Raw genomic sequence first — 24466 nt, forward strand, 5'->3', positions numbered from 1 at the left:
AACGGTACTTACAACAAAAACAGGTCTGGTCTCAAATGCCTCTACCCTCGACGCTCTTCGGGGTAACGGCCAAGCAACTCCTGGTCCTGGTGACCGTGGGGTGCATGGCGGCTTACTTCTTCAATGACGACGAACACCCGTCGGAAAACCTCGCCCTTGAAGCCTTTATCCGTTCCCAGGAACAGGTCGCCGAGCAAGTGGGGGCTGTGCTCGGTATGACATTGATCAGGCAGGTACAGGCCTATCCCGCGTACGACAGATCGGGCTACCAGCGCTCGATGTATGCGGTGCAAGGAGAGAGAGGGCAGTTGGTGGTGACGCTCAAGCAAGGCGAGCAGGGCATTGAGATGACCGAAATTCGCACCCCGTAGCCATCCCCAGCCCAGTCGCCAGGACTGAGCAGGTGGACAGGGCGAAGTCTTATGACGCGAGGATGGTTTGGGATTCGCGTACGAGAATCGTGCCCGACTGGATCAATTTGAACTCATCACCTTCCAGCTTTTCTACACGGTCGCCAATGGCCAGCTTGTAGGTGGTGGTAGGCGCCGAGCCAGCCAGGTCGCCGTGCGCCGGGTTGGATTCCTGGAACTCATGCACCGAATATACGCGGCCTTCCGCGTCTCTGGCATGAAACTGTCCGACTAGTACTGCTGCCATCTGTAGAACCTCTGGAGATAAACACTCGATTTGCGGTTCTGTAGACCGTCAGTGAGCGGGGTAGTTTACCTATAAGAAAAAAATACTATTCGTTTAAAGTTTTGGATGTTTCCTACGCACATGAGTGCAGGGTGACATCCACAAAACCCGCTGGTGCACGCTCCGCGAAGCCTCTATAACTATCAGCTCCTTTATTCACACGTGGGGAAACCTCAATGAGCAAGGTCTACACGATTGCCGTCCTGGTTGGCAGCCTGAGAAAAGAGTCGATCAACCGCAAGGTTGCCCTGGCATTGGCCGAACTGGCCCCCGCCAACCTCAAATTGAACATTGTCGAAATTGGCGATTTGCCGCTCTACAACGAGGATAACGAAGGTGCGACAGCACCTGCAGCCTACAGCACTTTCCGCCATCAGGTGAGTTCATCCGACGCGGTGCTGTTCGTGACCCCGGAATACAACCGTTCCGTGCCTGCGCCGTTGAAGAATGCGATTGATGTGGGGTCTCGCCCTTATGGACAGAGTGTCTGGGGCGGCAAGCCAGGGGCGATCATCAGCGTGTCGCCGGGCGCCATTGGTGGCTTTGGCGCCAACCATCACCTGCGCCAGTCGCTGGTATTTCTGGACGTGTGGTGCATGCAGCAACCGGAAGCCTACCTGGGCGGAGCGGGCAGTGTGTTTGATGACGCGGGGAAGCTGTCCGAGAAGACCAGGCCGTTCCTGCAGGCTTTTATCGATGCGTACGGCAAGTGGGTCGAAAAGCAAAAGGCCTGATGGGCAATGAGTGCTGATGTGGGAGGGGGCAAGCCCCCTCCCACAGACGATCACCGCAGCCAGTTGGTACGTGCCAGTTCGATCACTTCATCGCCACGCCCGCTCATCACGGCCTTGAGCATATACAGGCTGAAGCCCTTGGCCTGTTCCAGCTTGATGCTCGGTGGCATCACCAGCTCCTGAGTCGCGGTCACCACGTCCACCAGCACCGGACCATCGTGGGTCAGGGCGCGGCGCAAGGCCGGCTCGAGGTCTTCGGAGTGCTCCACACGAATCCCCAGGATGCCCATGGCGTTGGACATGGCCGCGAAATCCGGGTTTTTTAGCTCGGTACCCGTGTCCAGGTAGCCTGCGGCTTTCATTTCCATCGCGACAAAACCCAGTGACGCGTTATTGAACACGATAATTTTCACTGGAAGGTTCAACTGCGCCAGAGAAATGAAGTCCCCCATCAGCATGGTGAACCCACCGTCGCCCGACATCGAGATCACCTGTCGCCCAGGGAATGCAGCCTGGGCGCCGATAGCCTGGGGCATGGCGTTGGCCATCGAGCCGTGGTTGAACGAGCCGATCAGCCGGCGCTTGCCGTTCATCTTCAGATAGCGCGCGGCCCATACCGTCGGTGAGCCAACATCGGCGGTGAAGATCGCATCATCATCGGCCAGCTCACTGAGCAAGCGTGCCACGTACTGCGGATGGATCGGCCGATCCGCCTTGGACGCTTGGGCCAGGTCATCCAGGCCTTGGCGGGCTTTTTCGTAGTGCTTCAACGAGGTCTCGAGGAAGCTGCGATCGGTCTTGCGGGTCAGGCGCGGCAGCAGCGCGTCGAGGGTTTCACCGACATCGGCGGCGATGCCCAGGTCCAGCGTCGCACGTCGTCCCAAAGCCTGGGGGTCGCGGTCGACCTGAATGATCCTGGCGTCGGTGGGGTAGAACTGTCGATAGGGGAAGTCGGTGCCGAGCATGATCAAGGTGTCGCAATCGAGCATGGCGTGGTAACCGGAGCTGAAACCGATCAGGCCGGTCATGCCGACGTCGAACGGGTTGTCCCACTCCACATGCTCCTTGCCACGCAACGCGTGCACCACCGGCGCGCCGAGGGCATCGGCCAACGCCACCACCTGGTCATGGGCGCCGGCACAACCGCTGCCGCACAACAGGGTGACTTTTTCACTGCTGTGCAAAATCTCACTCAGCCGCTGCAGATCCGCCTCTGCAGGCAATGTGCGCGGTGCGTGCAGGGCCGGCCAGGGCTTGAGCTTGTCCTCCACCTCCAGCAGCGAGACATCCCCCGGGATCACCACCACCGCCACGCCGCGATTGAGGATCGCCGAACGCATGGCGCGGTGCAGCACCTGCGGCATCTGCGCGGGGTTGCTCACCAGCTCGATAAAGTGGCTACATTCCTTGAACAGCTCCTGGGGGTGGGTTTCCTGGAAGTAGTTCAGCCCGATCTCCGAAGACGGGATTTGCGCGGCAATCGCCAGCACTGGCACATGGTTGCGATGGCAGTCGAACAACCCATTGATCAAGTGCAGGTTGCCCGGCCCGCAACTGCCCGCACACACGGTCAGCTCACCGGTGGCGGCGGCCTCGGCCCCGGCGGCAAACGCGGCCACTTCTTCGTGGCGCACGTGCATCCACTCGATGCTGTCCATGCTGCGCAGGGCGTCGGTGAGGCCGTTGAGGCTGTCGCCGGTCAGGCCCCAGATGCGCTTGATACCCGCCTGTTCAAGGGTGGTAGCCAACTGCTGGGCCAGGTTGATTTTCGCCATGAAGAACTCCAATCGTCAGTGAGGTTAAAACTGCTGATCAGTAGGGGACAGCTCAATCAGGGCGAATGCTCCGCTTCTAACGTGAAGATTGCGTCATGCTTGCACGGTATTGCCGCGCGCGCCGGGCGGTAAACCATTGGTCACACGCCAGCGCCAGCCACGGCGCGACCTTGGGGTTGGGCAGCTGTCCGCGGCTCAGGCGGCGCATCTGGTCACGTACCACGGCCAGGGTGGCGAGGGCGGCCAGGGGTTTGCGTTTCCAGCTGATGGGCTTGAGCTGCGGGTTGAGGTCGCGCCCCTCGCGCCACTGTTTGATCAATTGCGGCTCCAGGGTCAGCGCGGTGGCGATGCCGGCCATGGCAATGCCGCTGTCGAGTACGTGTTGCACCACGGGCAGGCGGCGGATACCGCCAGTCACCATCAACGGCATCCTGGCAACAGTGGCAAGTTCCTTGGCGAATTCCAGGAAGTAGGCTTCGCGGGCCAATGTGCGCCCGTCCCGTGCTTCGCCTTGCATGGCCGGTGCTTCGTAGCTGCCGCCGGACAATTCCAGCAGGTCGATGGGCAACGGGTTGAGCATTTCAACCACCGCACGCGCGTCGGCTGCATCGAAGCCACCGCGCTGGAAATCTGCGGAATTGAGCTTTACTGCCACGCAAAATGAAGGGCTGACACTGGCGCGCACGGCATTGATCACTTCCAGCAGCAGGCGCGCACGGTTTTCCAATGAGCCGCCCCAACGATCGGTGCGATGGTTGCTCAAGGGTGACAGAAACTGGCTCAACAGGTAGCCGTGGGCGCCGTGGATCTGCACCCCTGTAAACCCGGCTTTTTCAGCCAGGCGGGCGCTGGTGGCGAAGCGTGCGATCACGTCCTGAATGTCGTCTTCGGTCATGGCCCTCGGGGTGGCGAACATTTTGGAAAAGCTACCCAGGTCAAGGGCGATGGCAGACGGCGCCAATGCCTGCTGGCCCAGGTTGGCCATGGTCTGACGCCCTGGATGGCTGAGCTGCACCCAGAAATGCACGCCCTTGGCCCGGGCCACATCGGCCCATTCACGGAAGCTGTCCAGGTGCTGCTCGTTTTCCAGTGCCACGCCACCGGGGCCGGTCATGGCACGGCGGTCGATCATCACGTTGCCGGTGAGCAGCAGGCCGGGCTCACCTTCGGCCCAGGTCTTGTACAACTGCTTCAACTCGCGGGAGGGCGCCTGATCGAGGTCGGCCATATTTTCTTCCATCGCCGCCTTGGCGATGCGGTTGGGAATGACTTGGCCGTTGGGCAGTTGCAAGGCTTCAAAGGGTGACATGGGTTGACTCCTGAGCGGGGGAGGCCTCAGGCTAAGCTTAAAGTTAACTTTAATGTCAAGCGGGCGTTTCGATGAATATTGGTGAGCTGGCAAAACAGAGCGGGTTGGCGGCCTCGCGCATCCGGTTTTACGAAGCTGAAGGCTTGATCAGCCAGGTCGGGCGCCAGGCCAATGGCTATCGGCGCTATGCGCCAGAGGCGCTGCAGACGCTGCAACTGATCCAGAGCGCGCAACAGGCCGGGTTTACCCTGCAGGAACTCAAGGCGTTGATGCCCGCGCCGGGGGAGCACAAGCGCGATGAGTTGATCGAGGCGTTGGAGCGCAAGGTGGCACAAATCGAGGTGATGCAGGCGCAGTTGGCTCACAGCAAGGCGCAGTTGTTGGGCGTGATCAATACGGTGCGAGCGCAGCCGGAAGGCGTGCCGTGCAGCATGGGGCAGGAGCAGGTGCTGGCGTCGATTAATCGGCAACCTTGAAGGCGCTGAATATCAGTGTGGGAAGGGGCTTGCCCCCGATGACGGAGTGTCAGTCAACATTCATATGACTGACCCACCGCAATCGGGAGCAAGCCCCCTCCCACATTGTTTACTCAGCGGCGGCGGAAGAGCGGTAGTGGCTCGTCCGTTGCAGCCTGATACGTCACCGAAAAGTCCTTGAGGCTTTCCAGCGCTTCATACGGGTCTTTGTCGGCGCGCAAGGCGAAGGCATCGAAGCCGCAGCGGCGCAGGTAGAACAACTGGTCGCGCAGCACGTCGCCAATCGCCCGCAGCTCGCCTTTGTAACCATAACGGTCACGCAGCAGGCGGGCGTTGGAGTAGTTGCGCCCGTCGGTGAAGGCCGGGAAGTTCAGGGCGATGACCTGGAAGTGCTGCACATCATCACCAATCTCTTCGGCTTCTTCATCGGCGTCCAGCCACACGCCCAGGCCGCCGTCGCGGGCCTTGAGGGCGTGGCCATGCTCGCGCCACAGTACCAGCGGGACGATCAGGTCGTCGCAGTTGGAGATGCCGTCGAAGCTCGCGTCCTTGGGCAGCAGGTGCCAGGTTTCGTCGACGACTTCGTTGTTCTTAATGATTCGCTGCATAGACGCGCTCCTTGAACAGGTCGATGCCAATGCGCTGGTAGGTGTCGATGAAACGCTCATCTTCGGTGCGCTGTTCGATGTACACGTCGATCAACTTGCCGATCACATCAGGCATGGCTTCCTGGGCGAAGGACGGGCCGAGGATCTTGCCCAGGCTCGCATCGCGGCTGGCGCTGCCACCCAGGGACACTTGGTAGAATTCTTCGCCTTTCTTGTCCACGCCCAGGATGCCGATATGGCCGACGTGGTGGTGGCCACAGGCGTTCATGCACCCGGAAATGTTCAGGTCCAGCTCGCCGATGTCGAACAGGTAATCCAGGTCGTCGAAACGGCGCTGGATCGATTCGGCGATCGGAATCGACTTGGCGTTGGCCAGGGAGCAGAAGTCACCGCCCGGGCAGCAGATGATATCGGTCAACAGGCCGATGTTCGGCGTGGCGAAACCGCCTTCGCGCAGCTCGCCCCACAGGGTGAACAGCTGGCTCTGCTCGACATCCGCGAGAATGATGTTCTGTTCATGGGAGGTGCGCAGTTGGCCGAAGCTGTAGCGCTCGGCCAGGTCGGCGACGGCGTCCAGTTGCTTGTCGGTGATATCACCCGGTGCAACACCGGTGGGTTTGAGCGACAGGGTCACCGCCACATAACCCGGCTGTTTGTGCGCCAGGGTGTTGCGCGTACGCCAGCGGGCGAAGCCAGGGTGTTGTTGGTCCAAGGCTGCCAATTCAGCGTCCTGATTGCTCAGGGTCTTGTACTCTGGGTCGACGAAATGTTTGGCGACGCGGTGCACTTCGGCTTCGGTCAGGGTGGTCTGGCCGCCGCGCAGGTGTTTCATCTCGGCGTCGACTTTCTGCGCGAACACCTCGGGGGTCAGCGCCTTGACCAGGATCTTGATCCGGGCCTTGTACTTGTTGTCACGACGGCCGTAGCGGTTATAGACCCGCAGGATGGCATCGAGGTAGCTCAACAAGTCCTGCCACGGCAGGAATTCGTTGATGAACGCCCCGACCACCGGCGTACGGCCCAGGCCGCCACCCACCAGCACGCGGAAACCCAGCTCGCCGGCGGCGTTGTGCACCGGCTCCAGGCCGATATCGTGCACTTCGATGGCCGCACGGTCCGAGGTCGAGCCATTGATGGCGATCTTGAACTTACGCGGCAGGTAGGCGAATTCAGGGTGGAAGGTGGTCCACTGGCGCACGATTTCGCACCAGGGCCGCGGGTCGATCAGCTCGTCGGCAGCGACGCCGGCAAATTGGTCGGTGGTCACGTTGCGCAGGCAGTTACCGCTGGTCTGAATGGCGTGCATCTGCACGGTCGCCAGTTCCGCCAGGATGTCCGGCACGTCCTCCAGGGCCGGCCAGTTGAACTGCACGTTCTGGCGGGTACTGATGTGGGCGTAGCCTTTGTCGAAGTCGCGGGCGATCTTGGCCATCATCCGCGTCTGGCGCGACGTCAGCTGGCCATAGGGCACAGCCACCCGCAGCATCGGCGCAAAGCGCTGAACATAAAGGCCATTTTGCAGGCGCAGAGGGCGGAACTCTTCTTCGCTCAGTTCACCTGCTAAGTAGCGTCGGGTCTGATCACGGAACTGCTTGACGCGGTCCTCGATGATGCGCTGATCGTATTCGTCGTATACGTACATATAGGTCCTGTTCTCGGCAAATCTGCGCGCACGGCCGCGCACTCCCAACGGAGCCGGCGCACGATACCAGTTTGCGTTTATGCGCAAAAGTGATGTTTGAGTATATGCAAATAACCAAAATGACTAATGAGAAGAGTTATCGCCATATCCACATTTGTCATAGGGGCAAGTGTGGTCTTTACTGGTGTCGAGTCTTAGTGCAATCACCTATAAAACCGACAAGAGGCGATGCGATGAGCAATTCGACAAAAATGCGTAAACCCGACAGCACCGTGGATGCCTGGGCGATTCTGTTCCTGATCATCCTGGTGGTGGGCACCGCCGTGTTCTGGGTCAGCCACCAGTAGATAATCCCTTCAGCTTGTGGATCTTGCCACCTTGGCCGGCTTCAAACACCGGCCAGGTGCAGCACCAGCTTGACGATGCCAAACAGCGTCAGGGCAAACACCGCCGTGAACACAATACCCATGACCACGAAATGGCTGGGCTTGCCGTGGGTGAAGTCGCGGGCGCGGTTCTTGCCGCTTTGCACGCCAAAGGCCGCGGCCATGACGCTATGGAGCATTTGCCAGAAGCTGGGGGGCTTGTTCTGTGGGTCGTCCATGGAATCCTCGCCATGAGGTGCAACCGAGTGAGGTAGGACAAAGCATAGCCGAGCCCCGGCGCTGCGGCGGTCGAAATAGCTAACGGGCCGACCATGCAGGGGTCAGGCGACCCCCGGCATGGCGGGCAGGTTATCAGCTGTCGTAACCCAGGTTCGGCGCCAGCCAGCGCTCGGTGATGCTCAGGTCCTGGCCCTTGCGCGCGGTGTAGCTCAGCACCTGGTCCTTGTCGACCTTGCCCACGGCAAAGTATTGCGCCTGCGGGTGGGCGAAGTACCAGCCGCTGACTGCGGCCGCCGGGAACATCGCATAGTGTTCGGTGAGGAACACGCCGCTGCGGCCCGCCTGCATTTCACGCGCCTGGGGGTCGAGCAGTTGGAACAGCTGGGCTTTCTCGGTGTGATCCGGGCACGCCGGGTAGCCCGGGGCAGGGCGGATGCCGCTGTATTGCTCCTTGATCAGTGCTTCGTTATCCAGCTGTTCATCCTTGGCGTAGCCCCAGTGTTCCTTGCGCACCTGCTGGTGCAGCCACTCGGCGCAGGCTTCGGCCAGGCGGTCGGCGAGGGCCTTGACCATGATCGAATTGTAGTCGTCGCCCGCGTCCTGATAGGCCTTGGCGACTTCCTCGGCGCCGATGCCGGCGGTGGTGATGAAACCGCCGATGTAGTCGGTCACGCCGCTGTCCTTGGGCGCGACGAAGTCGGCCAGGGAGAAGTTCGGCTTGCCGTCGGTCTTGATGATCTGCTGGCGCAGGTGATGCAGCTTGGCAATCGGTTGGCCATCGTCACCGTAGACTTCCAGGTCATCGTCCTGCACCTGGTTGGCTGGCCAGAAGCCGAACACCGCACGGGCGCTGATGAGTTTTTCGTCGATCAGCTTCCTGAGCATTTCCTGGGCATCAGCGTACAGCGCGGTCGCCGCTTCTCCGACGACTTCATCGCTGAGGATGCGCGGGAATTTGCCGGCCAAGTCCCAGGAAATGAAGAACGGCGTCCAGTCGATGTACTCGGCCAGAACGTTGAGGTCGATATTGTCCAGCACCTTGGCGCCGGTGAAGGTCGGTTTGACCGGGGTATAGCTGCTCCAGTCGAACTGTGGCTTCTTGGCAATCGCTGCCGGGTAGCTCAGGCGCTCGGTGCGGGCGCTGCGGTTGGCGGTGCGCTCACGCACATCGATGTATTCCAGGCGGGTCTTCTCGACGAAACCGGCTTTCAGTTCCTTGGACAGTAACTGCGTGGCCACGCCCACCGCACGGGAGGCGTCGGTGACGTAGATCACCGCGTCATTGCTGTACTTGGGCTCGATCTTCACCGCCGTGTGTGCCTTGGAGGTGGTCGCACCGCCGATCATCAGGGGCAGGTGGAAATCCTGGCGCTGCATCTCGCGGGCCACGTGCACCATTTCATCCAGGGACGGGGTGATCAGGCCGGACAAACCGATGATGTCGCACTTCTGCTCCTTGGCCACCTGCAGGATCTTCTCCGCCGGGACCATCACGCCCAGATCGACGATGTCATAGCCGTTGCAGCCGAGCACCACGCCGACGATATTCTTGCCGATGTCGTGCACGTCGCCTTTGACCGTGGCCATCAGGATCTTGCCCTTGGCCTCCGGCTTGTCGCCTTTTTCCAGCTCGATGAACGGAATCAGGTGAGCCACGGCCTGTTTCATCACGCGGGCAGACTTGACCACCTGGGGCAGGAACATCTTGCCGGCGCCGAACAGGTCGCCAACGATGTTCATACCGGACATCAAGGGGCCTTCGATCACCTCGATCGGGCGCGCGAACGACAGCCGCGACTCTTCAGTGTCTTCGACGATATGCGTGGTGATGCCCTTGACCAGCGCGTGTTCCAGGCGCTTGTTCACCGGCCAGCCGCGCCACTCTTCGGTCTCGGCTTCCTTGACGCTGCCGTCGCCCTTGTACTTGTCGGCGATGGCGAGCAGGGCGTCGGTGCCTTCCGGGGTGCGGTTGAGCACCACATCTTCCACCGCATCGCGCAGCTCGGCCGGGATCTGGTCGTAGATCTCCAGCTGGCCGGCGTTGACGATACCCATGGTCAGGCCCGCGCGGATCGCATGCAGCAGGAACACCGAGTGGATCGCCTCGCGCACCGGGTTGTTGCCACGGAACGAAAACGACACGTTGGACACGCCACCGGAGGTCAGCGCGTAGGGCAGCTCGTCGCGGATATAGGCACAGGCGTTGATGAAGTCGACGGCATAGTTGTTGTGCTCTTCGATGCCGGTGGCCACCGCGAAGATGTTCGGGTCGAAGATGATGTCTTCCGGCGGGAAGCCCACTTCATTGACCAGGATGTCGTAGGAGCGTTTGCAGATTTCCTTCTTGCGCGCCTCGGTGTCGGCCTGGCCGGCTTCGTCGAACGCCATCACCACCACCGCCGCGCCGTAGCGCTTGCACAGCCTGGCATGGTGAATGAACTGCTCCACGCCTTCCTTCATGCTGATGGAGTTGACGATGCCCTTGCCCTGGATGCACTTGAGGCCGGCTTCGATCACTTCCCACTTGGAGGAGTCGATCATGATCGGCACGCGGGAAATGTCCGGCTCGCCGGCAATCAGATTGAGGAAGGTCACCATGGCCTTCTTCGAATCGAGCATGCCCTCGTCCATGTTGATATCGATCACCTGGGCGCCGGCTTCCACCTGCTGCAGGGCGACTTCCAGGGCTTCGGTGTAGTTGTCTTCACGGATCAGGCGGGCGAACTTGGCGGAACCGGTGATGTTGGTGCGCTCGCCGACGTTGACGAACAACGAGCTGCGGTCAATCGTGAACGGCTCCAGGCCAGACAGGCGGCAGGCCTTGGGAATGTCCGGGATGGCGCGCGGTGCGTAACCGGCCACGGCCTTGGCGATGGCTTCGATATGGCCGGGCGTGGTGCCGCAGCAGCCGCCGACGATATTCAGGAAGCCGCTCTGGGCGAACTCTTCGATGACCTTGGCCGTTTCCGCGGGCAGTTCGTCGTATTCGCCGAATTCGTTGGGCAGGCCGGCGTTGGGGTGCGCGGAAACGTGGGTGTTGGCCTTGTTCGACAGCTCTTCCAGGTAAGGGCGCAGTTCGCTGGCGCCGAGGGCGCAGTTCAAACCGACCGAGATAGGCTTGGCGTGGGCCACGGAGTTCCAGAAGGCTTCGGTGGTCTGGCCGGACAAGGTGCGCCCGGAGGCATCGGTAATCGTGCCGGAAATCATGATCGGCAGTTCGATGTTCAGCGCCTCGAACACGCCTTGCACCGCGAAGATCGCGGCCTTGGCGTTAAGGGTGTCGAAGATCGTCTCGATCAGGATCAGGTCGGCGCCGCCTTCGATCAGGCCCTTCGTGGCCTCGGTGTAGTTTTCCACCAGTTCATCGAAGGTCACGTTGCGGTAGCCGGGGTTGTTCACGTCCGGTGACAGCGAGCAGGTACGGCTGGTGGGGCCGAGCACGCCCGCGACGAAGCGCGGCTTGGCCGGATTTTCGAGGGTCTTGGCGTCGGCCACCTTACGCGCCAGGCGCGCGCCTTCGACGTTCAGTTCGTAGGCCAACTCTTCCATGCCGTAGTCGGCCATGGAGATGCGCGTGGCGTTGAAGGTATTGGTTTCCAGGATGTCGGCACCGGCATCCAGGTAAGCCTTTTCGATGCCGCCGATCACGTCAGGGCGGGTGAGCACCAGCAGGTCGTTGTTGCCCTTGACGTCACTTGGCCAGTCGGCGAAGCGTTTGCCACGGTAGTCCTGTTCCTCGAGCTTATAGCTCTGGATCATCGTGCCCATGCCGCCGTCGAGGATCAGGATACGTTCCTTGAGGGCGTGGTGGAGGGCTTGCAGACGAACGCTACGATCGGACATGGGACTACTCTGGTCAGGCATTACGGAGGCATGAATCATAACAAACCTGTGCCGATTTTGAGCATGCGGCATTCTGCATGAATATCGCTCATGTTGCCGGCCGTCATGGCCCGGTAGAATCACCGCCACTTTCAGCACCGCATACCTTGAATCGGGACCGGATACATGTCACTTCGTTTGATCGTCAGCGCCGTCCTGGCCTTGATAGCCAGTACTGCGCAGGCGGATGTCCTGCCGGTAAACCATCCCGCTTCGGCGATTTCCTATACACGCGACATTCAGCCGATCTTCACCGAGAAGTGCGTAGCCTGCCACGCCTGCTACGACTCGGCCTGCCAGCTCAACCTGGGCAGCGCCGAGGGCGCCGCGCGGGGTGCAAGCAAAATGCCGGTGTATGACGGCGAGCGCAGCAAGGCCACGCCCACCACCCGTTTGTTTTACGACGCGTTCGGCAAGCAGGCCTGGCAGCAGAAGGGCTTCTATTCAGTGCTGGATGCCCAGGGCAGGCAGGCGGCCTTGATGGCACGCATGCTGGAACTGGGCCATAACGCGCCATTGCAACCCAATGCCAAGCTGCCCGACGAGATCGTGCTGGGCTTGAACCGCGCCAACCTGTGCGCGGCCCCTGGCGAATTCAATGCTTACGCGGGCAGCCACCCCAAGGAGGGCATGCCGCTGGCCGTCACCGGCCTGACCGACCCGCAATACCAGACGCTGCAACGTTGGCTGGCCTCCGGTGCGCCGCTCGACGAACAGAGCCTGGCACCCAGCGCCAACGAAGCCCTGCAGGTACAGCAGTGGGAAACCCTGTTGAATCAGCCGGGCGCTCGCGAAAGCCTGGTGGCGCGCTGGCTGTTCGAACATCTGTTCCTCGCCCACATCTATTTCGAGAACGGTGAACCGGGGCATTACTTCCAGTGGGTTCGCTCGCGCACGCCGAGCGGACAGCCCATCGACCTGATCGCCACGCGCCGCCCCAACGACGACCCCGGCACCCAGGTGTACTACCGATTGTGGCCGGTGCAGGGCGTGATCGTGCATAAAACTCATATCACTTATCCGTTCAGCGCCGAGAAAATGGCACGCATCAAGGCGCTGTTCTACACCGGTGACTGGCAAGTGACCGCCTTGCCGGGCTACGGCCCCGGCAGTCGTGCCAACCCGTTCGCCACCTTCGAAGCCATTCCGGCCAAGGCGCGTTACCAGTTCATGCTGGATAACGCCGAGTACTTCGTGCGCACCTTTATCCGCGGGCCGGTGTGCCGTGGGCAGATTGCTACGGATGTGATTCGCGATAATTTCTGGACCTTGTTCCAGGACCCTGACCACGACCTGTACATCACCGATGCGCGGTATCGCGGCCAGGCCACGCCGTTGCTGGCGATGCCCGGGCAGAATGACGACGTGGGCAGCGTGCTGAACCTGTGGCTGGCGTATCGGGACAAGCGCAACCAGTACGAAGCGCTGCGCCGTGACAATTATGCCGACCTGCCGCCACCGAGTTGGTCCACGCTGTGGGCGGGTAACGACAACGCCTTGCTGAGCATCTTCCGGCATTTCGACAGCGCCTCGGTGAACAAGGGCTTGATCGGTGAAGTCCCGCAGACGATGTGGCTGTTCGACTATCCCCTCTTGGAGCGCACCTATTACCAGTTGGCGGTGAACTTCGACGTGTTCGGCAATGTGTCCCACCAGGCCCAGACCCGTTTGTATTTCGACTTGATCCGTAACGGTGCCGAGCAGAATTTCCTGCGCCTGATGCCCGCCGACACCCGCGAAGACTTCATGGACGACTGGTACCAGAACAGCGGCAAGCTCAAACTGTGGCTGGATTACGAGGCGATTGACGACAACAAGCCCAGCGGCCTGCACCTGAGCGAGAAGGACCCCAAGCGCGACTTCGCCAACCAATTGCTGACCCGCTACGGCCATCTGAATGCCAGCCCCGACCCGATCAACCGCTGCACCGGCGCGTTCTGCTCCCGTGACGGCATCGACCCGGCACTGCAAGACGCCGAGCAAGCGCTGAGCCGACTGACTTCGCGCCCGGCAGCAGGGCTCAAAGTGATCGACCAATTACCCGAAGCCACCATGCTGCGCATCGAGACCAGCGGTGGCAAGCGGGTGGTCTACAGCCTGTTGCGCAACCGCGCCCACAGTAACGTGGCGTTCCTGCTAGGTGAGGCGTATCGCTATCAGCCGGGGCTGGATACGTTGACGATCTATCCGGGGGTGCTCAGCAGCTACCCGAATTTCATCTTCAATATTCCCGCGCAGCAAGTGCCGGCGTTTGTGGCAGCAATGGAAGAGACCAAGGATGCCAAGGGTTTCGAGAACATCGTGGATCGTTGGGGGGTGCGCCGCAGCCATCTGCTGTTCTGGCAGTACTTTCACGACCTTTCGCGTTACATCCACGAAACGACGCCGGTAGAAGAGGGTGTGCTGGATATGAACCGTTATGAAAACCTCTGACAGCGTCAGTTGGGCTTTTCCGACAAAAACACTAGGACTTTGTACCTGCGTAATAATTTGGCGTAAACTGCGGACAAGCCTGTGAGGAGTTTCCATGACTGCCATAACCATTACCGACGCCGCCCACGATTACCTGGCTGACCTGCTGTCCAAGCAGAACACCCCAGGTATCGGCATCCGCGTCTTTATCACCCAGCCCGGCACCCAGTACGCCGAGACTTGCATTGCCTACTGCAAGCCTGGGGAAGAGAAGCCTGAAGACACCGCCCTGGGGCTGAAAAGCTTCACCGCGTACATCGATGCCTTCAGCGAAGCCTTCCTTGACGACGCCGTGGTCGACTATGCCACCGACCGCATGGGCGGTCAGTTGACCATCAAGGCGCCAAACGCCAAGGTGCCGAACGTCAACGCCGACAGCCCGGTCAACGAGCGCATCAACTACTACCTGCAAACCGAGATCAACCCGGGGCTGGCCAGCCACGGCGGCCAGGTCAGCCTGATCGATGTGGTTGAAGACGGTATCGCCGTGCTTAAGTTCGGTGGCGGCTGCCAGGGCTGCGGCCAGGCGGACGTGACCTTGCGCGAAGGCATCGAGCGCACCCTGCTCGAGCGCATTCCGGAGCTTAAAGGTGTGCGTGACGTGACCGACCACACGCAGAAAGAAAACGCCTACTACTGATGTAAGTCGTTCACTGCGAACAGATAACGGCGCCCCGTGAGCGCTGTTGACGTTCACCCCAACACCCTGCGAGGGCTAGCTCTTCGCAGGGTGTTTTGGTTTTGGGGTTTTACACATGAATCATCTGGTGTTGTTGCACCAGCGTATCGCACAGACTCTGCAGCGTGTTGAAACGCTGCTGGCGCACAGTGGGGAAGTCTGCGATATCGACCATATACTGCGAGGAATCCCGGGTTATCGGCGACGTTGCCAATTGATCGCTGTTATTGCGGTAGCGCAGAGTGGGTGTACCGTCGACATTGCGTTCGAGGGTGAACATGCCTTTGCCGTGTAGCTTGAGCGCTGGCGCAAGAGTATCCGGCGTGCCGGGTAGGTTGATCAGCCAGTCACACTGGATTCTTGGCGCGTATGCGGCTGTCTGGATATACATACCAACCCCAGGGTCGCGGATGGCGTGGGGCGACAGCGCGGTATCGAGGGTGTTGATACGCACTCCGACCGCCCCGGTTGCCTCGGCAAGACCTGGAACGCCGAGGCACTGGCTGACGTGGCTTTCGCCGACCAGCGCGACCCAGCGACCGGTTCCCTGGTCGGCCTGTATCAGCCGAGCTGCGTGGAAATTCATGCTGCGCAGACGTGTCTGGACGCTGTTCAAATTGACCGGGTTGACAACCTGGCCGCTGGTGGAACCCAGGCAGTCGAGGGCCCGCGGGCGTATGCGTTGAGCGTGTGCGGCATCGATCAGTTTGCCAAAAGTGAAGGTGTCATTGGCGTTCGTCATGAAATCCAACTGCTGCAGCGCAGTTTTCAATGCGGAAGATTTCTCACCGGTAGACGAGGCAAAAAAAGATCCAGATCAGCCTGATGGATATCGGCCAGAAAACTTTCCAGGTAAAGCGTCTGCACACCTTGCTGTTTCAAATGAGCCATGTTTTCGATCAGCAGTTGGCGAGTGATCGAGCGATGGTGCCATTCTCCGATCACCATGCCTTTGGATTGCCCAAGGATCTGCGTCATCCAGGCGCTGGGTTGCGCGTGGTAGGACAATAGCGGCTGCGGGCTGGCGAGGGCGCGAAACCCGCTGAAATAGCGCAGGGCGTCATGATCCAGCAACTCACGTATCTCGCGGATGGAGGTATGCACAGGGCGGTGGGCGGACGTGTACAGTTGCGGGTCGGCCAGGTTGAGGATGCCAAAGCGCTCCGTGGCGAAGGACACCAGCGCCTTATGCTGGGCGGAACTCAATTGATAGCTGCTCAACGCCGTTTGCTTTGGATCACGCAGGGTGGGCCCGGGGGCGTCGTGCGCGCCTCCCGCCAGATGCAATTGCCGTTCCCGGGGCACCGGGGACCAGATGTCGGTCAGCTCATTGCGCTCTACCGGGTAACGAATGGCCGGGCTCGCGGGGTCATAAAGGTAGCGTCGCCCCTGGATCTCAAGCGAGGGGTGGTAATGATCACCCGTTTTCAGAAAATACTCCGAGCCGGAACGGTTTCTAAAAAGGTTTCCAGATACCCACACCCGATCCGGCGTCGGATGAGGAACCAAGGGGGCAGGCGGTACCAGGGAAAGGCTGCTCAGCGCACGTGGAGTCTTCGCTGCCGGGGTGACCGTAATGATCCGCCCCCCGCCCGTCAGGGTCCAGATCATCAAACTGGCGGACCGGGATTTTCTCAACTGTGCGAGTAACAGAAATATTCGGCCGACATGCCGGGTCTGGTTGAACAGGGAGGAGATGGGCAGAAAGCCGGCGACTTCCAGGGTGAGCTCGACACCGAACATGATTTTGTTGAGCAGCGACTGTTTGCGCACTTCAGCGTTGGTTGTCGATTCGCTGTTGGCGCTGTTGCGCCAGGTGTGCACGAACTGCTCGTACAACGCTTGGTGTAGCGGCCCGTCGATGGGGGTCAGGTGCACGATATCGAAAGGATTGCTGGCGCGCCGTATTGCCGCGCTGAAAAACACCGTAAGCGCGCCTTGCGCAAGCTTCTTCTCCTCCAGCGTGCGCTTGCCTTCGGTGGAGAGCCGTTGTTGGAAATATTGTTTCCAAGGCTCGGAGGAGGCCCATTTTTCCTTTAGAAAACACTGCAACGCGGCTTTGTCGACGAACTCCTTGAAGGCCTGTTCATCAGGCGCGCCAGGGGTATAGAGCACCAGATTCGGCAGCGGCAAAGGGCTGTTGGCGCTGATCACCAACACATTGTTCACCTCATAGCCGTTGCGGGCGCCTGACGTACTGCCAATCAACAGGCAGTTGGCCACAATTGCGTGATTCTCCACCTTGCGCAATGCCGGCAAAGGATAGTCGATCAATGCCTTGACCCATTCGTAGCCGCGGTTCAAACGGTCGGGTAAAAAGCTTTGCGCATCCAGATGGGCGATGAGTGCATGGGTCTTGAGGGTAGACAAACTGGCTTGCTGCCAGGCGGCCTTCAGTTCCATACCTTGGTCTATCAGCTCCCGTTGCAGTAATTGGTCGTATTCAGCTCCTACGTCCAGCGCCGTGGCCAGCTCGCGCAACTGGGCCTCGCTGAACAGCACGTCGGACGGCTCCTGATGGGTGTGGTACGCAAGAAGTTCGGTATGGGTGCGTGTCAGCAGCCCCATGTAGGTGAAATCCCACGGGTTGATATTTCTGAGTACGAACTGGGTCAGGGTAAGGTGCTGGACGTCGGCTTTTTTCGGTAAATTGGCATCAGGGCCGCCGATGGTCGGGGTTGAGCTGCCGCTGATATTGATCGAACTCGATGTCGTGACGATGCGCACCGTAACCTTGTCCGGGTCGAGGTCGGTAAACCCCGGCGTCAGGTGGTTTTGCACCCGTTGCCGTGCAAAAGCCTGCAAGGACGGTATCTTTTTGCGCGCAAACAGCTGGGCCAGGGCCTGGTTGTGCTTGAGCTCGTCGTCGAATAACAGTTTGAGCTCCTGCTGCTGATCTGCACTCGCGCTGGCGTACCAGGCGGGGAGGTTTTTCTGCATCAACAGCCGGGCACGATGTTGCAGCGCGTTTTCCGGGTCCAGGAGGGGGCCGATATCGGCCGCACGGTCGAAGGCATCCTCAAGTCGGGCAAAGTCCGTGTCGGCTTTGGGTAGGGTTTTCCAGCACCACAGCAGGTCTTTCTTCTGTTGATCCAGCAGGGCCTTGATCGAATGTTCAAAAACATTCCCGCTGACCACTGTGTAGCTCAAGCCATGTTCGGTCGGGCGTTCAAGGGCGGCATGGTCTTGCCAGGGAACGCAGCGCAGCAGCGATTCGCGCCCCAAGGGCGTTGCCATCCGGGTTTTCAGTGCCTGGTGCAGCTGTTGAAGCGAGGTAAAGGTTTCGATGCCTTCAAGGTTGGAGCACAGGGCGACGGGGCCGCAGTCGGTAGAGGGTTGTACCGGCGAAACCGGCGTTTTGCTGGTGAGGATAAACACATTCGCCAGCTCGCTCGCAGAGTCGGCGTGGGTGCCGTGTACGCTGAGCTTGAGGGTGGCGGGTGAGGGCTCATCAGGCTGCTGTTGAAACTGCCTCGGGCTCGGGTCGCGGTCGAGCCGGTTGAACAGGGTCATGAACACCGCCTCCAGCGTTTCGTCCTGAAAGCGCAAGGCGGCCTGATAAATGAGGAGCGTACGCAATGCATCAGCCATCCAGCGCCAGCGCTGGATAGCGTTGGACGCTGAATAAGGACCCTGCCAAAAAGCCTCGAGTTGTTGCGCATAGAGGCGGTCGGGGGTGTGAATCATCGAGGCGATCAGCGATTCATAGGATGCGCTGGAGTAGGTCGCATCGAGGCGGGCCCGATAAAAAACGTCGGGCTCGTCCAGCGTGCCCGCGGCCCAGGGCTTTTGCGCAAATAACCGGCTGAAGCCGCTGAAACTCGGCCCAGAGGGCGCGAACACCCTGCGCAGCGGCACCGTCATCATCCACAGGTTTTTTTCGTAGTGGATGTCCCGTTCGGCGACGGGAGGCTGGTGTGCGGTGAAAGCATCCTGGCCTTTGGCAATCAGCAATGCCTTGAGGCTGGCTGCGCCCGGCTGTTGTTCAAGCAGCGCCTGCATCTGTTGCTGGGTGTTGGCGATTTGTTCCAGGTAAAAGGCTTGACGGGTGTCTTGCATGGGAGGTCTCAAATGGCAGCGATAAACGATGCCACGACCTTAAGGCCCCCCAGAATCATGAGGTTGTAGTTAGTTATGCGCTCGTCCGAAGCTCAGGGGCGATAGAGATGGGTATGCCCCGCGCGGTACAGCGAGGACTCGCTGAAGCTGTCACTGGCCAGCACGCGGCCGACGATGATCAATGCCGTACGCCGAAACCCCTTTGCCGCCACCTTCGCCGCAATGTCCGTCAGCGTGCCCAGCGCCCAGTCCTGGTCCGGCCAGGTCGCACGGTGCACCACCGCAATTGGGCAGTCCGCGCCGTAGTGGGGCAGCAGCTCGGCGACGATTTTCTCCAAGTGGTTGACCCCCAGATGAATCGCCATGGTGGTGCCGTGACGTGCCAGGCTGTCGAAGGCCTCGCCCGGAGGCATGCTGGTTTTATCGGCATAGCGGGTCAGGATTACGCTTTGGGCGATGTCCGGCAGGGTCAGCTCGGTCTCCAGCAGCGCCGCGCAGGCGGCCACCGCGGTGACGCCGGGGATGATCTGGAACGGGATGCCGTGCTCGCGCAGGTGGCGGATCTGCTCGCCAATCGCGCCATACAAGCTCGGGTCGCCGGAGTGCACGCGCGCCACGTCCTGGCCGTTGGCATGGGCGACCTGGATCAGGTCGATGATCTCTCCCAGATGCAACTCGGCGCTGTTGACCACCTGGTGCGCCTGATGGCCTTCCAGCACCGCTTCCGGCACCAATGAGCCGGCGTAGATGATCACCGGACAGCTGCGGATCAGCCGCTGGCCTTTGACGGTAATCAATTCCGGGTCGCCGGGGCCTGCGCCGATGAAGTAGACGGTCATGGGAGTTCCTGTTCAAAACGGGCGAGCATGAACCGCATTCATGATCGAAAGGGCCGATTATCGGAAGTTCAGCCGGCGCAGGCCAGCGCAAAGGTGGCCTGGGCGGATTGTTTGCGGGTGATCAGCAGGCGGGCAGGGGCGTGGGCCAGGTGTTCAGCCAGGGCCAGGGCGGCACTTTCGGCGACACCTTGGCAGCCAGTATGGGCGAAGGCGAGTGCTGACTTGTGACTGAGCCGGTCCTCGTACACTGCCAGCTGTTGAGCGCTGAGACACTGCAACGGCAGGTTCAGCAACTGGGCCAGGGCGAGCAGGCCCGGTTCGGCCTGCTTCAGGTCGATACTGGCCAGGGCGTCAACCCGTTCGCGCTCGAGGCCACCTTCGGCCAGGGCGCTGTCGAACAGCGCCAGCAGCGCTTGAACATCGCACCCACGCCGACAACCCAGGCCGACCACCAGAATCATGCCGGGGCTTGATCGTCATGATGGCGACGGAACAGCCAGGCGCTGATCAGGCCAAGGGCCAGCCAGAAGGCGGCATTGGTCAATTGCGATGCAACCTTGAATTGCGCGTCCAGGGCTTGCGGGGCCAGCATCGAATGCACGTGCGGTTGTGGCGCACCGATAACATGAGGCACGGCCAGGATCGCCACGCCGAGTACCTTGAGCAGCCCGCTGCGACCAAATACCAGCAGTGCGATCCCTGCGGCGGTGGAGGCCGCAGTACCGATCCACCAGACTTGGCGCTGTGCCAGATCGGCAGCGGCGGTGCCGGGCAGTTCCGGTGGCAGGCCCAGGGTCGGCGCCAGCACGAATGTCGCGTAGCCCGCCAATCCCCAAAGCAGGCCCTGGGCCGTGCGAGTCGGCGCGCGCAGGGTGTAGAGGCCGGCCAGCATCAAGGCAAAGCCGACGGCAACCACCAGGTTGCCGCCAGTGGTCGACAGCACGCGCTGCCAACCGTCCGCCGGCTGCCAGGCCTCGGCGTCATGGGTATGGGCGCCGGCCCCGGCGCCGTGCTCATGGGCCACTTCGGCCGCAGCCGGGGCGCTTTCAAAGGTTTCCGCCTGCAGGATCAGCGGGGCGACCCAAAAACTTTGCAACAGGGTCAGCAGCAGGGCGGCCAGCAAGCCGGTGAAACCCGCAGTTTGCGCAATACGCTTGATCATCTCGCCAGCCCTCAGTGGCACGGGAACGCGGCGCTGTGGCGCGTATCGTGGGCGGCGTTGTGCACGGCCTCGATATGCGAAAACCCGGCGAAATATACCAGGCACGCGCCCAGGATCGACGCGCCGATGGCGGCGGTCAGGCGTTGGCTCAGGGTGGCGGTGCTGCTGGTTGCGGGCGAGGTGCTGCTGATGATCGACATGGCGCGTCCCTTTCAGGTGTCTTGCGTGGAACGAGCGCATGAAAACCCCGCGAGCCAAGCCCGCAGGGTTCTAAACAGCGCCCGCCCACCGCGGGTTTGTTATCTGAATTTTTCGGGCCGGTCTCCGGGCTCGCGAGGGGCGCCTGGCCTGTCAAGCGTCTCCTTCCCATGCACTGGCACAGTGGATTTGACGCTTCGCTCGCTTACCGTTGCGGGGGCAGCACCGGACTGTGCATGCCCTTGATCAACCAAGGCATGCGTCACCGGTTTCCCGTTTCACCCTGTGAAGGGCACCCGAAACAAGATGCATAGGAAAACACGGGCGAGACCGGGCGTCAATTAAGCCGGGGGCGCATGTTGAGTTGATTGGGCATGAGCAGTCAGTGGGTAATATCTTCAATTGGTTTGTGCAGCTGCCGCGCTTTATTTTAATGGTTTGGTGTTGGAAGCTGGGCTCTTGAACATTGAAGTGTCATTCAGTTTATAAGGGTTTGTTAATGGCCAATGTATCTCGCGCCGCTTTTAATTCGAGTCATGTTTATGACCCTGTTAATCAATTGCAAACAGTGTCCGGTTCCCAGCAACAATCGCCAGGCGTCAACGCCCCGGCACATTTGGACGAAACCCTGCGTGTCGACGATCCCCATGCCCGCGCAAGCTTTCACAAGCCCTCTTGGTCGCTGGCCGATATGGCTCGCCAGATTGATCGTCGGGGGCGCCGGTTGGAGGACCATAATGGCGATCACAAGGTGCGGCTCTCTTATACGTTTAATGAAATCGCAAGAAATGAAAGCAAGTTCAATGAAACACAAAAAGACCAGGCACGCCGCTCAATGCAGGCTTGGGCGGATGTTGCGAGGGTCACTTTCGAAGAGGAGGCCGTTGAGTCCGAAGGCCGGTTACGGTTTGTCAATGACAAGACGCCGGCAGTCGCGGATGGGCTGTTCTCACATCGTCAAGGGCGGGTACGTGTAAACCCTAGCTATGCGGATAACCGCGTGCCGACGGTCAACGGCTTCGGTCGGCACACGCTCACTCACGAGATCGGGCACACCCTGGGGGCCGCACATACAGGTGATTATGATACGACTCGTGGGCCTGTCACCTACCCCGAGCATGCCACTTATGCACAAGACAGTCGGGCTTATTCGGTCATGAGCTATTTTGACGAGAGCCATACTCATCAGGACTTCAAGGGGCAATATGCCTCCTCGCCATTGATGGCCGATATCGCCTGGTCTCAGCGGGTCTATGGCGCCAACCACCAGACCCGTAACACCGACACCACCTACGGGTTCAATTCCAATACCCAGCGAGACGATCTGTCCTTGAATTCGTCTCGCGACGGCGCCGTATTCTGCGTCTGGGATGGTGGCGGCAACGATACGTTGGACTTCTCCGGATATCATCAAAACCAGGTGATCAACCTGCGCGCCGGATCCTTTTCCGACGTCGGAGGGCTGAAGGGCAACGTTTCCATCGCCAACGGCGTCACCCTGGAAAATGCCATCGGTGGTTCAGGCCATGACGTACTGATCGGAAATGACGCCGACAACCGCCTCAAAGGCGGCGCCGGTGCGGACCACATGCGAGGTGGCGCGGGCAGCGATACGTTCGTATATGACGATGCCGCTGACGCGACGTTATACGCCCCGGACCAACTGATGGATTTTGTCAGTGGCCAGGACAAAATCGATATTTCCCCGTTGCTGCGCAAACATGACATCCGCTCGCTGATATTCATCAACCAGTTCACTGGGCGCGCAGGCGAGGTGGGCGTGGGCTACGACCCGCAAAAGGACGAGTCATGGGTAGTACTCGACCTGACCGGCAATGGCGAGATTGATTTTTTCCTCGAAAGCCGCGGGCCGATAGGCTTTGGCGACATAATTGGCGATGTGCCTGTCAGCTATCACTTCACGTGACGCCTTCATCCCAGGGATGGGACATTGACCGCCGGCCATGCACTGCGTAGCCTTGCTCGCTCGAGGTTCTTCGGCCCAGGTCGAAGCTAAGAAGGGAACGCGGTTCAAGCCGCGGCTGCCCCCGCAACTGTGAAGGGTTCAACTGACTGCCACGCCACTGCCGATACGGCGGGAAGGCGCAGCCAGCGCCGGTCGCAAGACCCGCAAGCCCCAAGCCAGGAGACCTGCCTCGCAAACGTTTTTTCAATTCAACCGGGCGGGGTGATCCGGTGACGAAACCTGCTGCTGCGCGCCGTCGCAGGGCCTATCGTCCCGTATGCCCGCCCCAAAGGGCATCCGATGAAAACACTGGCCAAACTCCCTGTCACCATCGTTACCGGTTTCCTCGGCTCGGGCAAAACCACGTTGCTGCGCCATATGCTCGACAACGCCCAGGGCCGTCGCATTGCGGTGATCGTCAATGAATTCGGCGAGCTGGGCATCGACGGTGAAATCCTCAAGCAGTGCTCCATCGGCTGTACCGAAGAAGAAGCCAATGGTCGCGTGTATGAGTTGGCCAACGGCTGCCTGTGCTGCACCGTGCAGGAAGAGTTTTTCCCGGTGATGCGCGAACTGGTGGCCCGCCGTGGCGACCTTGACCACATCCTCATCGAAACCTCGGGCCTGGCCCTGCCCAAGCCGCTGGTCCAGGCCTTTCAATGGCCGGAAATCCGCAATGCTTGCACCGTCGACGCGGTGATTACCGTGGTCGACAGCCCGGCCGTGGCCGCCGGCACCTTCGCCGCGTTCCCGGACCAGGTCGACGCCCAGCGCAAGCTCGACCCGAACCTGGACCATGAATCGCCGCTGCACGAGCTGTTCGCCGACCAACTGGCCAGCGCCGACCTGGTGATCCTCAACAAGGCGGACCTGATCAGCGCCGAAGACCTGGCCCGCGTGCGCCTGGAAGTGGCCGAGGAGTTGCCGCCCGCGGTGAAAGTCATCGAAGCCAGCAGCGGCCGTGTGCCACTGGATGTGCTGATCGGTTTGGGCGCCGGCTCCGAGGAGCATATCGACGCCCGCCACAGCCATCACGATCACCACCACGACGGGGAGGACGATCACGACCACGACGCGTTCGACTCCATCTCCATCGACCTGCCTCAAGCCGACGAAGCCCTGCTGCTCGACGCCCTGACGCAACTGGTGGTGCAGCACGGCATCCTGCGTATCAAAGGCTTCGCCGCCATTGCGGGCAAACCGATGCGCCTGCTGATCCAGGGCGTGGGCACGCGTTTCGACAAGCATTTCGACCGCGCCTGGGGCGCCGATGAGGCTCGCACCACGCGCCTGGTGCTGATCGGCCAGGCGCTTGACGCGGCAGGCCTTGAAGCGCAGCTGCGCGCCGCCCTCAGCGCCTGATT

Annotated in this window: 20 protein-coding genes and 2 riboswitches; of the genes, 7 read left to right on the forward strand and 13 right to left on the reverse strand. The window is 60.8% G+C overall.

The features are described from left to right. The first annotated feature begins 35 nt into the window (after positions 1 to 35). Positions 36 to 371, forward strand: coding sequence for a hypothetical protein (locus tag C4J94_RS12345; RefSeq protein WP_124386417.1), 336 nt, complete (start codon positions 36 to 38; stop codon positions 369 to 371). Positions 372 to 420: 49 nt separating this feature from the next. Here the strand turns inward: C4J94_RS12345 and C4J94_RS12350 are convergent, their stop codons facing one another. Then, complete coding sequence (locus C4J94_RS12350) at positions 421 to 657, reverse strand: hypothetical protein (protein WP_124386418.1); 237 nt, start codon at positions 655 to 657, stop codon at positions 421 to 423. Between the two features lie 215 nt (positions 658 to 872). On the opposite strand from C4J94_RS12350, the gene C4J94_RS12355 reads away from it, so the two are divergent. Next, the gene (locus C4J94_RS12355; RefSeq protein ID WP_124386419.1) at positions 873 to 1430 is read left to right on the forward strand and encodes an NADPH-dependent FMN reductase; all 558 of its coding nucleotides are present in this window, start codon (positions 873 to 875) and stop codon (positions 1428 to 1430) included. A 50-nt stretch (positions 1431 to 1480) separates the two neighbouring features. On the opposite strand, the gene poxB is transcribed toward C4J94_RS12355, so the two are convergent. Beyond that, positions 1481 to 3205: a ubiquinone-dependent pyruvate dehydrogenase gene (poxB, locus tag C4J94_RS12360; protein ID WP_124386420.1), complete on the reverse strand. Its 1725-nt coding sequence runs from the start codon at positions 3203 to 3205 to the stop codon at positions 1481 to 1483. Between the two features lie 76 nt (positions 3206 to 3281). Then, positions 3282 to 4514, reverse strand: a complete 1233-nt coding sequence (locus C4J94_RS12365; protein WP_124386421.1) for an NADH:flavin oxidoreductase/NADH oxidase family protein — start codon at positions 4512 to 4514, stop codon at positions 3282 to 3284. 71 nt (positions 4515 to 4585) lie between these two features. Here C4J94_RS12365 and C4J94_RS12370 point away from each other — a divergent pair, with 71 nt between their 5' ends. Next, entirely contained in the window at positions 4586 to 4990 is a 405-nt protein-coding gene (locus C4J94_RS12370) for a MerR family transcriptional regulator (protein WP_124386422.1), read from the forward strand. Between the two features lie 113 nt (positions 4991 to 5103). Here the strand turns inward: C4J94_RS12370 and C4J94_RS12375 are convergent, their stop codons facing one another. The 4 genes from C4J94_RS12375 to metH form a co-directional block, all read right to left on the reverse strand. Further along, positions 5104 to 5598: a DUF934 domain-containing protein gene (locus C4J94_RS12375; protein WP_124386423.1), complete on the reverse strand. Its 495-nt coding sequence runs from the start codon at positions 5596 to 5598 to the stop codon at positions 5104 to 5106. Next, positions 5582 to 7240, reverse strand: coding sequence for a nitrite/sulfite reductase (locus C4J94_RS12380; RefSeq protein ID WP_124386424.1), 1659 nt, complete (start codon positions 7238 to 7240; stop codon positions 5582 to 5584). Before C4J94_RS12380 ends, C4J94_RS12375 begins: the two co-directional genes overlap by 17 nt. 388 nt (positions 7241 to 7628) lie before the next feature. Further along, complete coding sequence (locus tag C4J94_RS12385) at positions 7629 to 7844, reverse strand: DUF2970 domain-containing protein (RefSeq protein WP_124386425.1); 216 nt, start codon at positions 7842 to 7844, stop codon at positions 7629 to 7631. A gap of 133 nt (positions 7845 to 7977) precedes the next feature. Then, a complete protein-coding gene (gene metH / locus C4J94_RS12390; RefSeq protein ID WP_124386426.1) occupies positions 7978 to 11688 on the reverse strand; it encodes a methionine synthase in 3711 nt (1236 codons plus the stop codon). Positions 11689 to 11853: 165 nt separating this feature from the next. Between metH and C4J94_RS12395 the strand changes: the two genes are divergently transcribed. Together C4J94_RS12395 and nfuA are read left to right on the forward strand one after the other, a co-directional pair. Continuing rightward, entirely contained in the window at positions 11854 to 14160 is a 2307-nt protein-coding gene (locus C4J94_RS12395) for a fatty acid cis/trans isomerase (RefSeq protein WP_124386427.1), read from the forward strand. 94 nt (positions 14161 to 14254) lie between these two features. Next, complete coding sequence (gene nfuA, locus C4J94_RS12400) at positions 14255 to 14839, forward strand: Fe-S biogenesis protein NfuA (RefSeq protein WP_003173594.1); 585 nt, start codon at positions 14255 to 14257, stop codon at positions 14837 to 14839. A gap of 109 nt (positions 14840 to 14948) precedes the next feature. On the opposite strand, the gene C4J94_RS12405 is transcribed toward nfuA, so the two are convergent. The 6 genes from C4J94_RS12405 to C4J94_RS12430 all read right to left on the reverse strand — a co-directional run bounded on the left by C4J94_RS12405 (position 14949) and on the right by C4J94_RS12430 (position 21138). Further along, the gene (locus tag C4J94_RS12405) at positions 14949 to 15620 is read right to left on the reverse strand and encodes a hypothetical protein (protein ID WP_124386428.1); all 672 of its coding nucleotides are present in this window, start codon (positions 15618 to 15620) and stop codon (positions 14949 to 14951) included. A 26-nt stretch (positions 15621 to 15646) separates the two neighbouring features. Further along, positions 15647 to 18937, reverse strand: a complete 3291-nt coding sequence (locus C4J94_RS12410; RefSeq protein WP_124386429.1) for a dermonecrotic toxin domain-containing protein — start codon at positions 18935 to 18937, stop codon at positions 15647 to 15649. A gap of 92 nt (positions 18938 to 19029) precedes the next feature. Then, entirely contained in the window at positions 19030 to 19776 is a 747-nt protein-coding gene (cobM, locus tag C4J94_RS12415; protein ID WP_124386430.1) for a precorrin-4 C(11)-methyltransferase, read from the reverse strand. 68 nt (positions 19777 to 19844) lie between these two features. Continuing rightward, entirely contained in the window at positions 19845 to 20237 is a 393-nt protein-coding gene (locus C4J94_RS12420) for a cobalamin biosynthesis protein (protein WP_124386431.1), read from the reverse strand. Next, positions 20234 to 20938, reverse strand: a complete 705-nt coding sequence (locus C4J94_RS12425; protein ID WP_124386432.1) for a CbtA family protein — start codon at positions 20936 to 20938, stop codon at positions 20234 to 20236. Before C4J94_RS12425 ends, C4J94_RS12420 begins: the two co-directional genes overlap by 4 nt. 11 nt (positions 20939 to 20949) lie before the next feature. Continuing rightward, entirely contained in the window at positions 20950 to 21138 is a 189-nt protein-coding gene (locus tag C4J94_RS12430) for a CbtB-domain containing protein (protein WP_124386433.1), read from the reverse strand. A gap of 97 nt (positions 21139 to 21235) precedes the next feature. Next, positions 21236 to 21451: riboswitch (cobalamin riboswitch) on the reverse strand. A 184-nt stretch (positions 21452 to 21635) separates the two neighbouring features. Between C4J94_RS12430 and C4J94_RS12435 the strand changes: the two genes are divergently transcribed. Further along, positions 21636 to 23063 (forward strand): M10 family metallopeptidase C-terminal domain-containing protein, encoded by a 1428-nt coding sequence (locus C4J94_RS12435; RefSeq protein ID WP_164485573.1) that lies wholly within the window; start codon positions 21636 to 21638, stop codon positions 23061 to 23063. A 46-nt stretch (positions 23064 to 23109) separates the two neighbouring features. After that, a riboswitch (cobalamin riboswitch) is annotated at positions 23110 to 23310 on the forward strand. Between the two features lie 92 nt (positions 23311 to 23402). Continuing rightward, complete coding sequence (cobW, locus tag C4J94_RS12440; protein WP_124386434.1) at positions 23403 to 24464, forward strand: cobalamin biosynthesis protein CobW; 1062 nt, start codon at positions 23403 to 23405, stop codon at positions 24462 to 24464. Positions 24465 to 24466: the final 2 nt, after the last annotated feature.

Origin of the sequence: Pseudomonas sp. R5-89-07 (assembly GCF_003851685.1) — a bacterium.
GTDB lineage: Bacteria > Pseudomonadota > Gammaproteobacteria > Pseudomonadales > Pseudomonadaceae > Aquipseudomonas.

Bases quoted from the DNA above. Each gene is read 5' to 3' on its own strand.
- C4J94_RS12345 (WP_124386417.1), top strand. From the start codon at position 36: ATGCCTCTACCCTCGACGCTCTTCGGGGTAACGGCCAAGCAACTCCTG.
- C4J94_RS12350 (WP_124386418.1), bottom strand. From the start codon at position 657: ATGGCAGCAGTACTAGTCGGACAGTTTCATGCCAGAGACGCGGAAGGC.
- C4J94_RS12355 (WP_124386419.1), top strand. From the start codon at position 873: ATGAGCAAGGTCTACACGATTGCCGTCCTGGTTGGCAGCCTGAGAAAA.
- poxB (WP_124386420.1), bottom strand. From the start codon at position 3,205: ATGGCGAAAATCAACCTGGCCCAGCAGTTGGCTACCACCCTTGAACAG.
- C4J94_RS12365 (WP_124386421.1), bottom strand. From the start codon at position 4,514: ATGTCACCCTTTGAAGCCTTGCAACTGCCCAACGGCCAAGTCATTCCC.
- C4J94_RS12370 (WP_124386422.1), top strand. From the start codon at position 4,586: ATGAATATTGGTGAGCTGGCAAAACAGAGCGGGTTGGCGGCCTCGCGC.
- C4J94_RS12375 (WP_124386423.1), bottom strand. From the start codon at position 5,598: ATGCAGCGAATCATTAAGAACAACGAAGTCGTCGACGAAACCTGGCAC.
- C4J94_RS12380 (WP_124386424.1), bottom strand. From the start codon at position 7,240: ATGTACGTATACGACGAATACGATCAGCGCATCATCGAGGACCGCGTC.
- C4J94_RS12385 (WP_124386425.1), bottom strand. From the start codon at position 7,844: ATGGACGACCCACAGAACAAGCCCCCCAGCTTCTGGCAAATGCTCCAT.
- metH (WP_124386426.1), bottom strand. From the start codon at position 11,688: ATGTCCGATCGTAGCGTTCGTCTGCAAGCCCTCCACCACGCCCTCAAG.
- C4J94_RS12395 (WP_124386427.1), top strand. From the start codon at position 11,854: ATGTCACTTCGTTTGATCGTCAGCGCCGTCCTGGCCTTGATAGCCAGT.
- nfuA (WP_003173594.1), top strand. From the start codon at position 14,255: ATGACTGCCATAACCATTACCGACGCCGCCCACGATTACCTGGCTGAC.
- C4J94_RS12405 (WP_124386428.1), bottom strand. From the start codon at position 15,620: ATGACGAACGCCAATGACACCTTCACTTTTGGCAAACTGATCGATGCC.
- C4J94_RS12410 (WP_124386429.1), bottom strand. From the start codon at position 18,937: ATGCAAGACACCCGTCAAGCCTTTTACCTGGAACAAATCGCCAACACC.
- cobM (WP_124386430.1), bottom strand. From the start codon at position 19,776: ATGACCGTCTACTTCATCGGCGCAGGCCCCGGCGACCCGGAATTGATT.
- C4J94_RS12420 (WP_124386431.1), bottom strand. From the start codon at position 20,237: ATGATTCTGGTGGTCGGCCTGGGTTGTCGGCGTGGGTGCGATGTTCAA.
- C4J94_RS12425 (WP_124386432.1), bottom strand. From the start codon at position 20,938: ATGATCAAGCGTATTGCGCAAACTGCGGGTTTCACCGGCTTGCTGGCC.
- C4J94_RS12430 (WP_124386433.1), bottom strand. From the start codon at position 21,138: ATGTCGATCATCAGCAGCACCTCGCCCGCAACCAGCAGCACCGCCACC.
- C4J94_RS12435 (WP_164485573.1), top strand. From the start codon at position 21,636: ATGGCCAATGTATCTCGCGCCGCTTTTAATTCGAGTCATGTTTATGAC.
- cobW (WP_124386434.1), top strand. From the start codon at position 23,403: ATGAAAACACTGGCCAAACTCCCTGTCACCATCGTTACCGGTTTCCTC.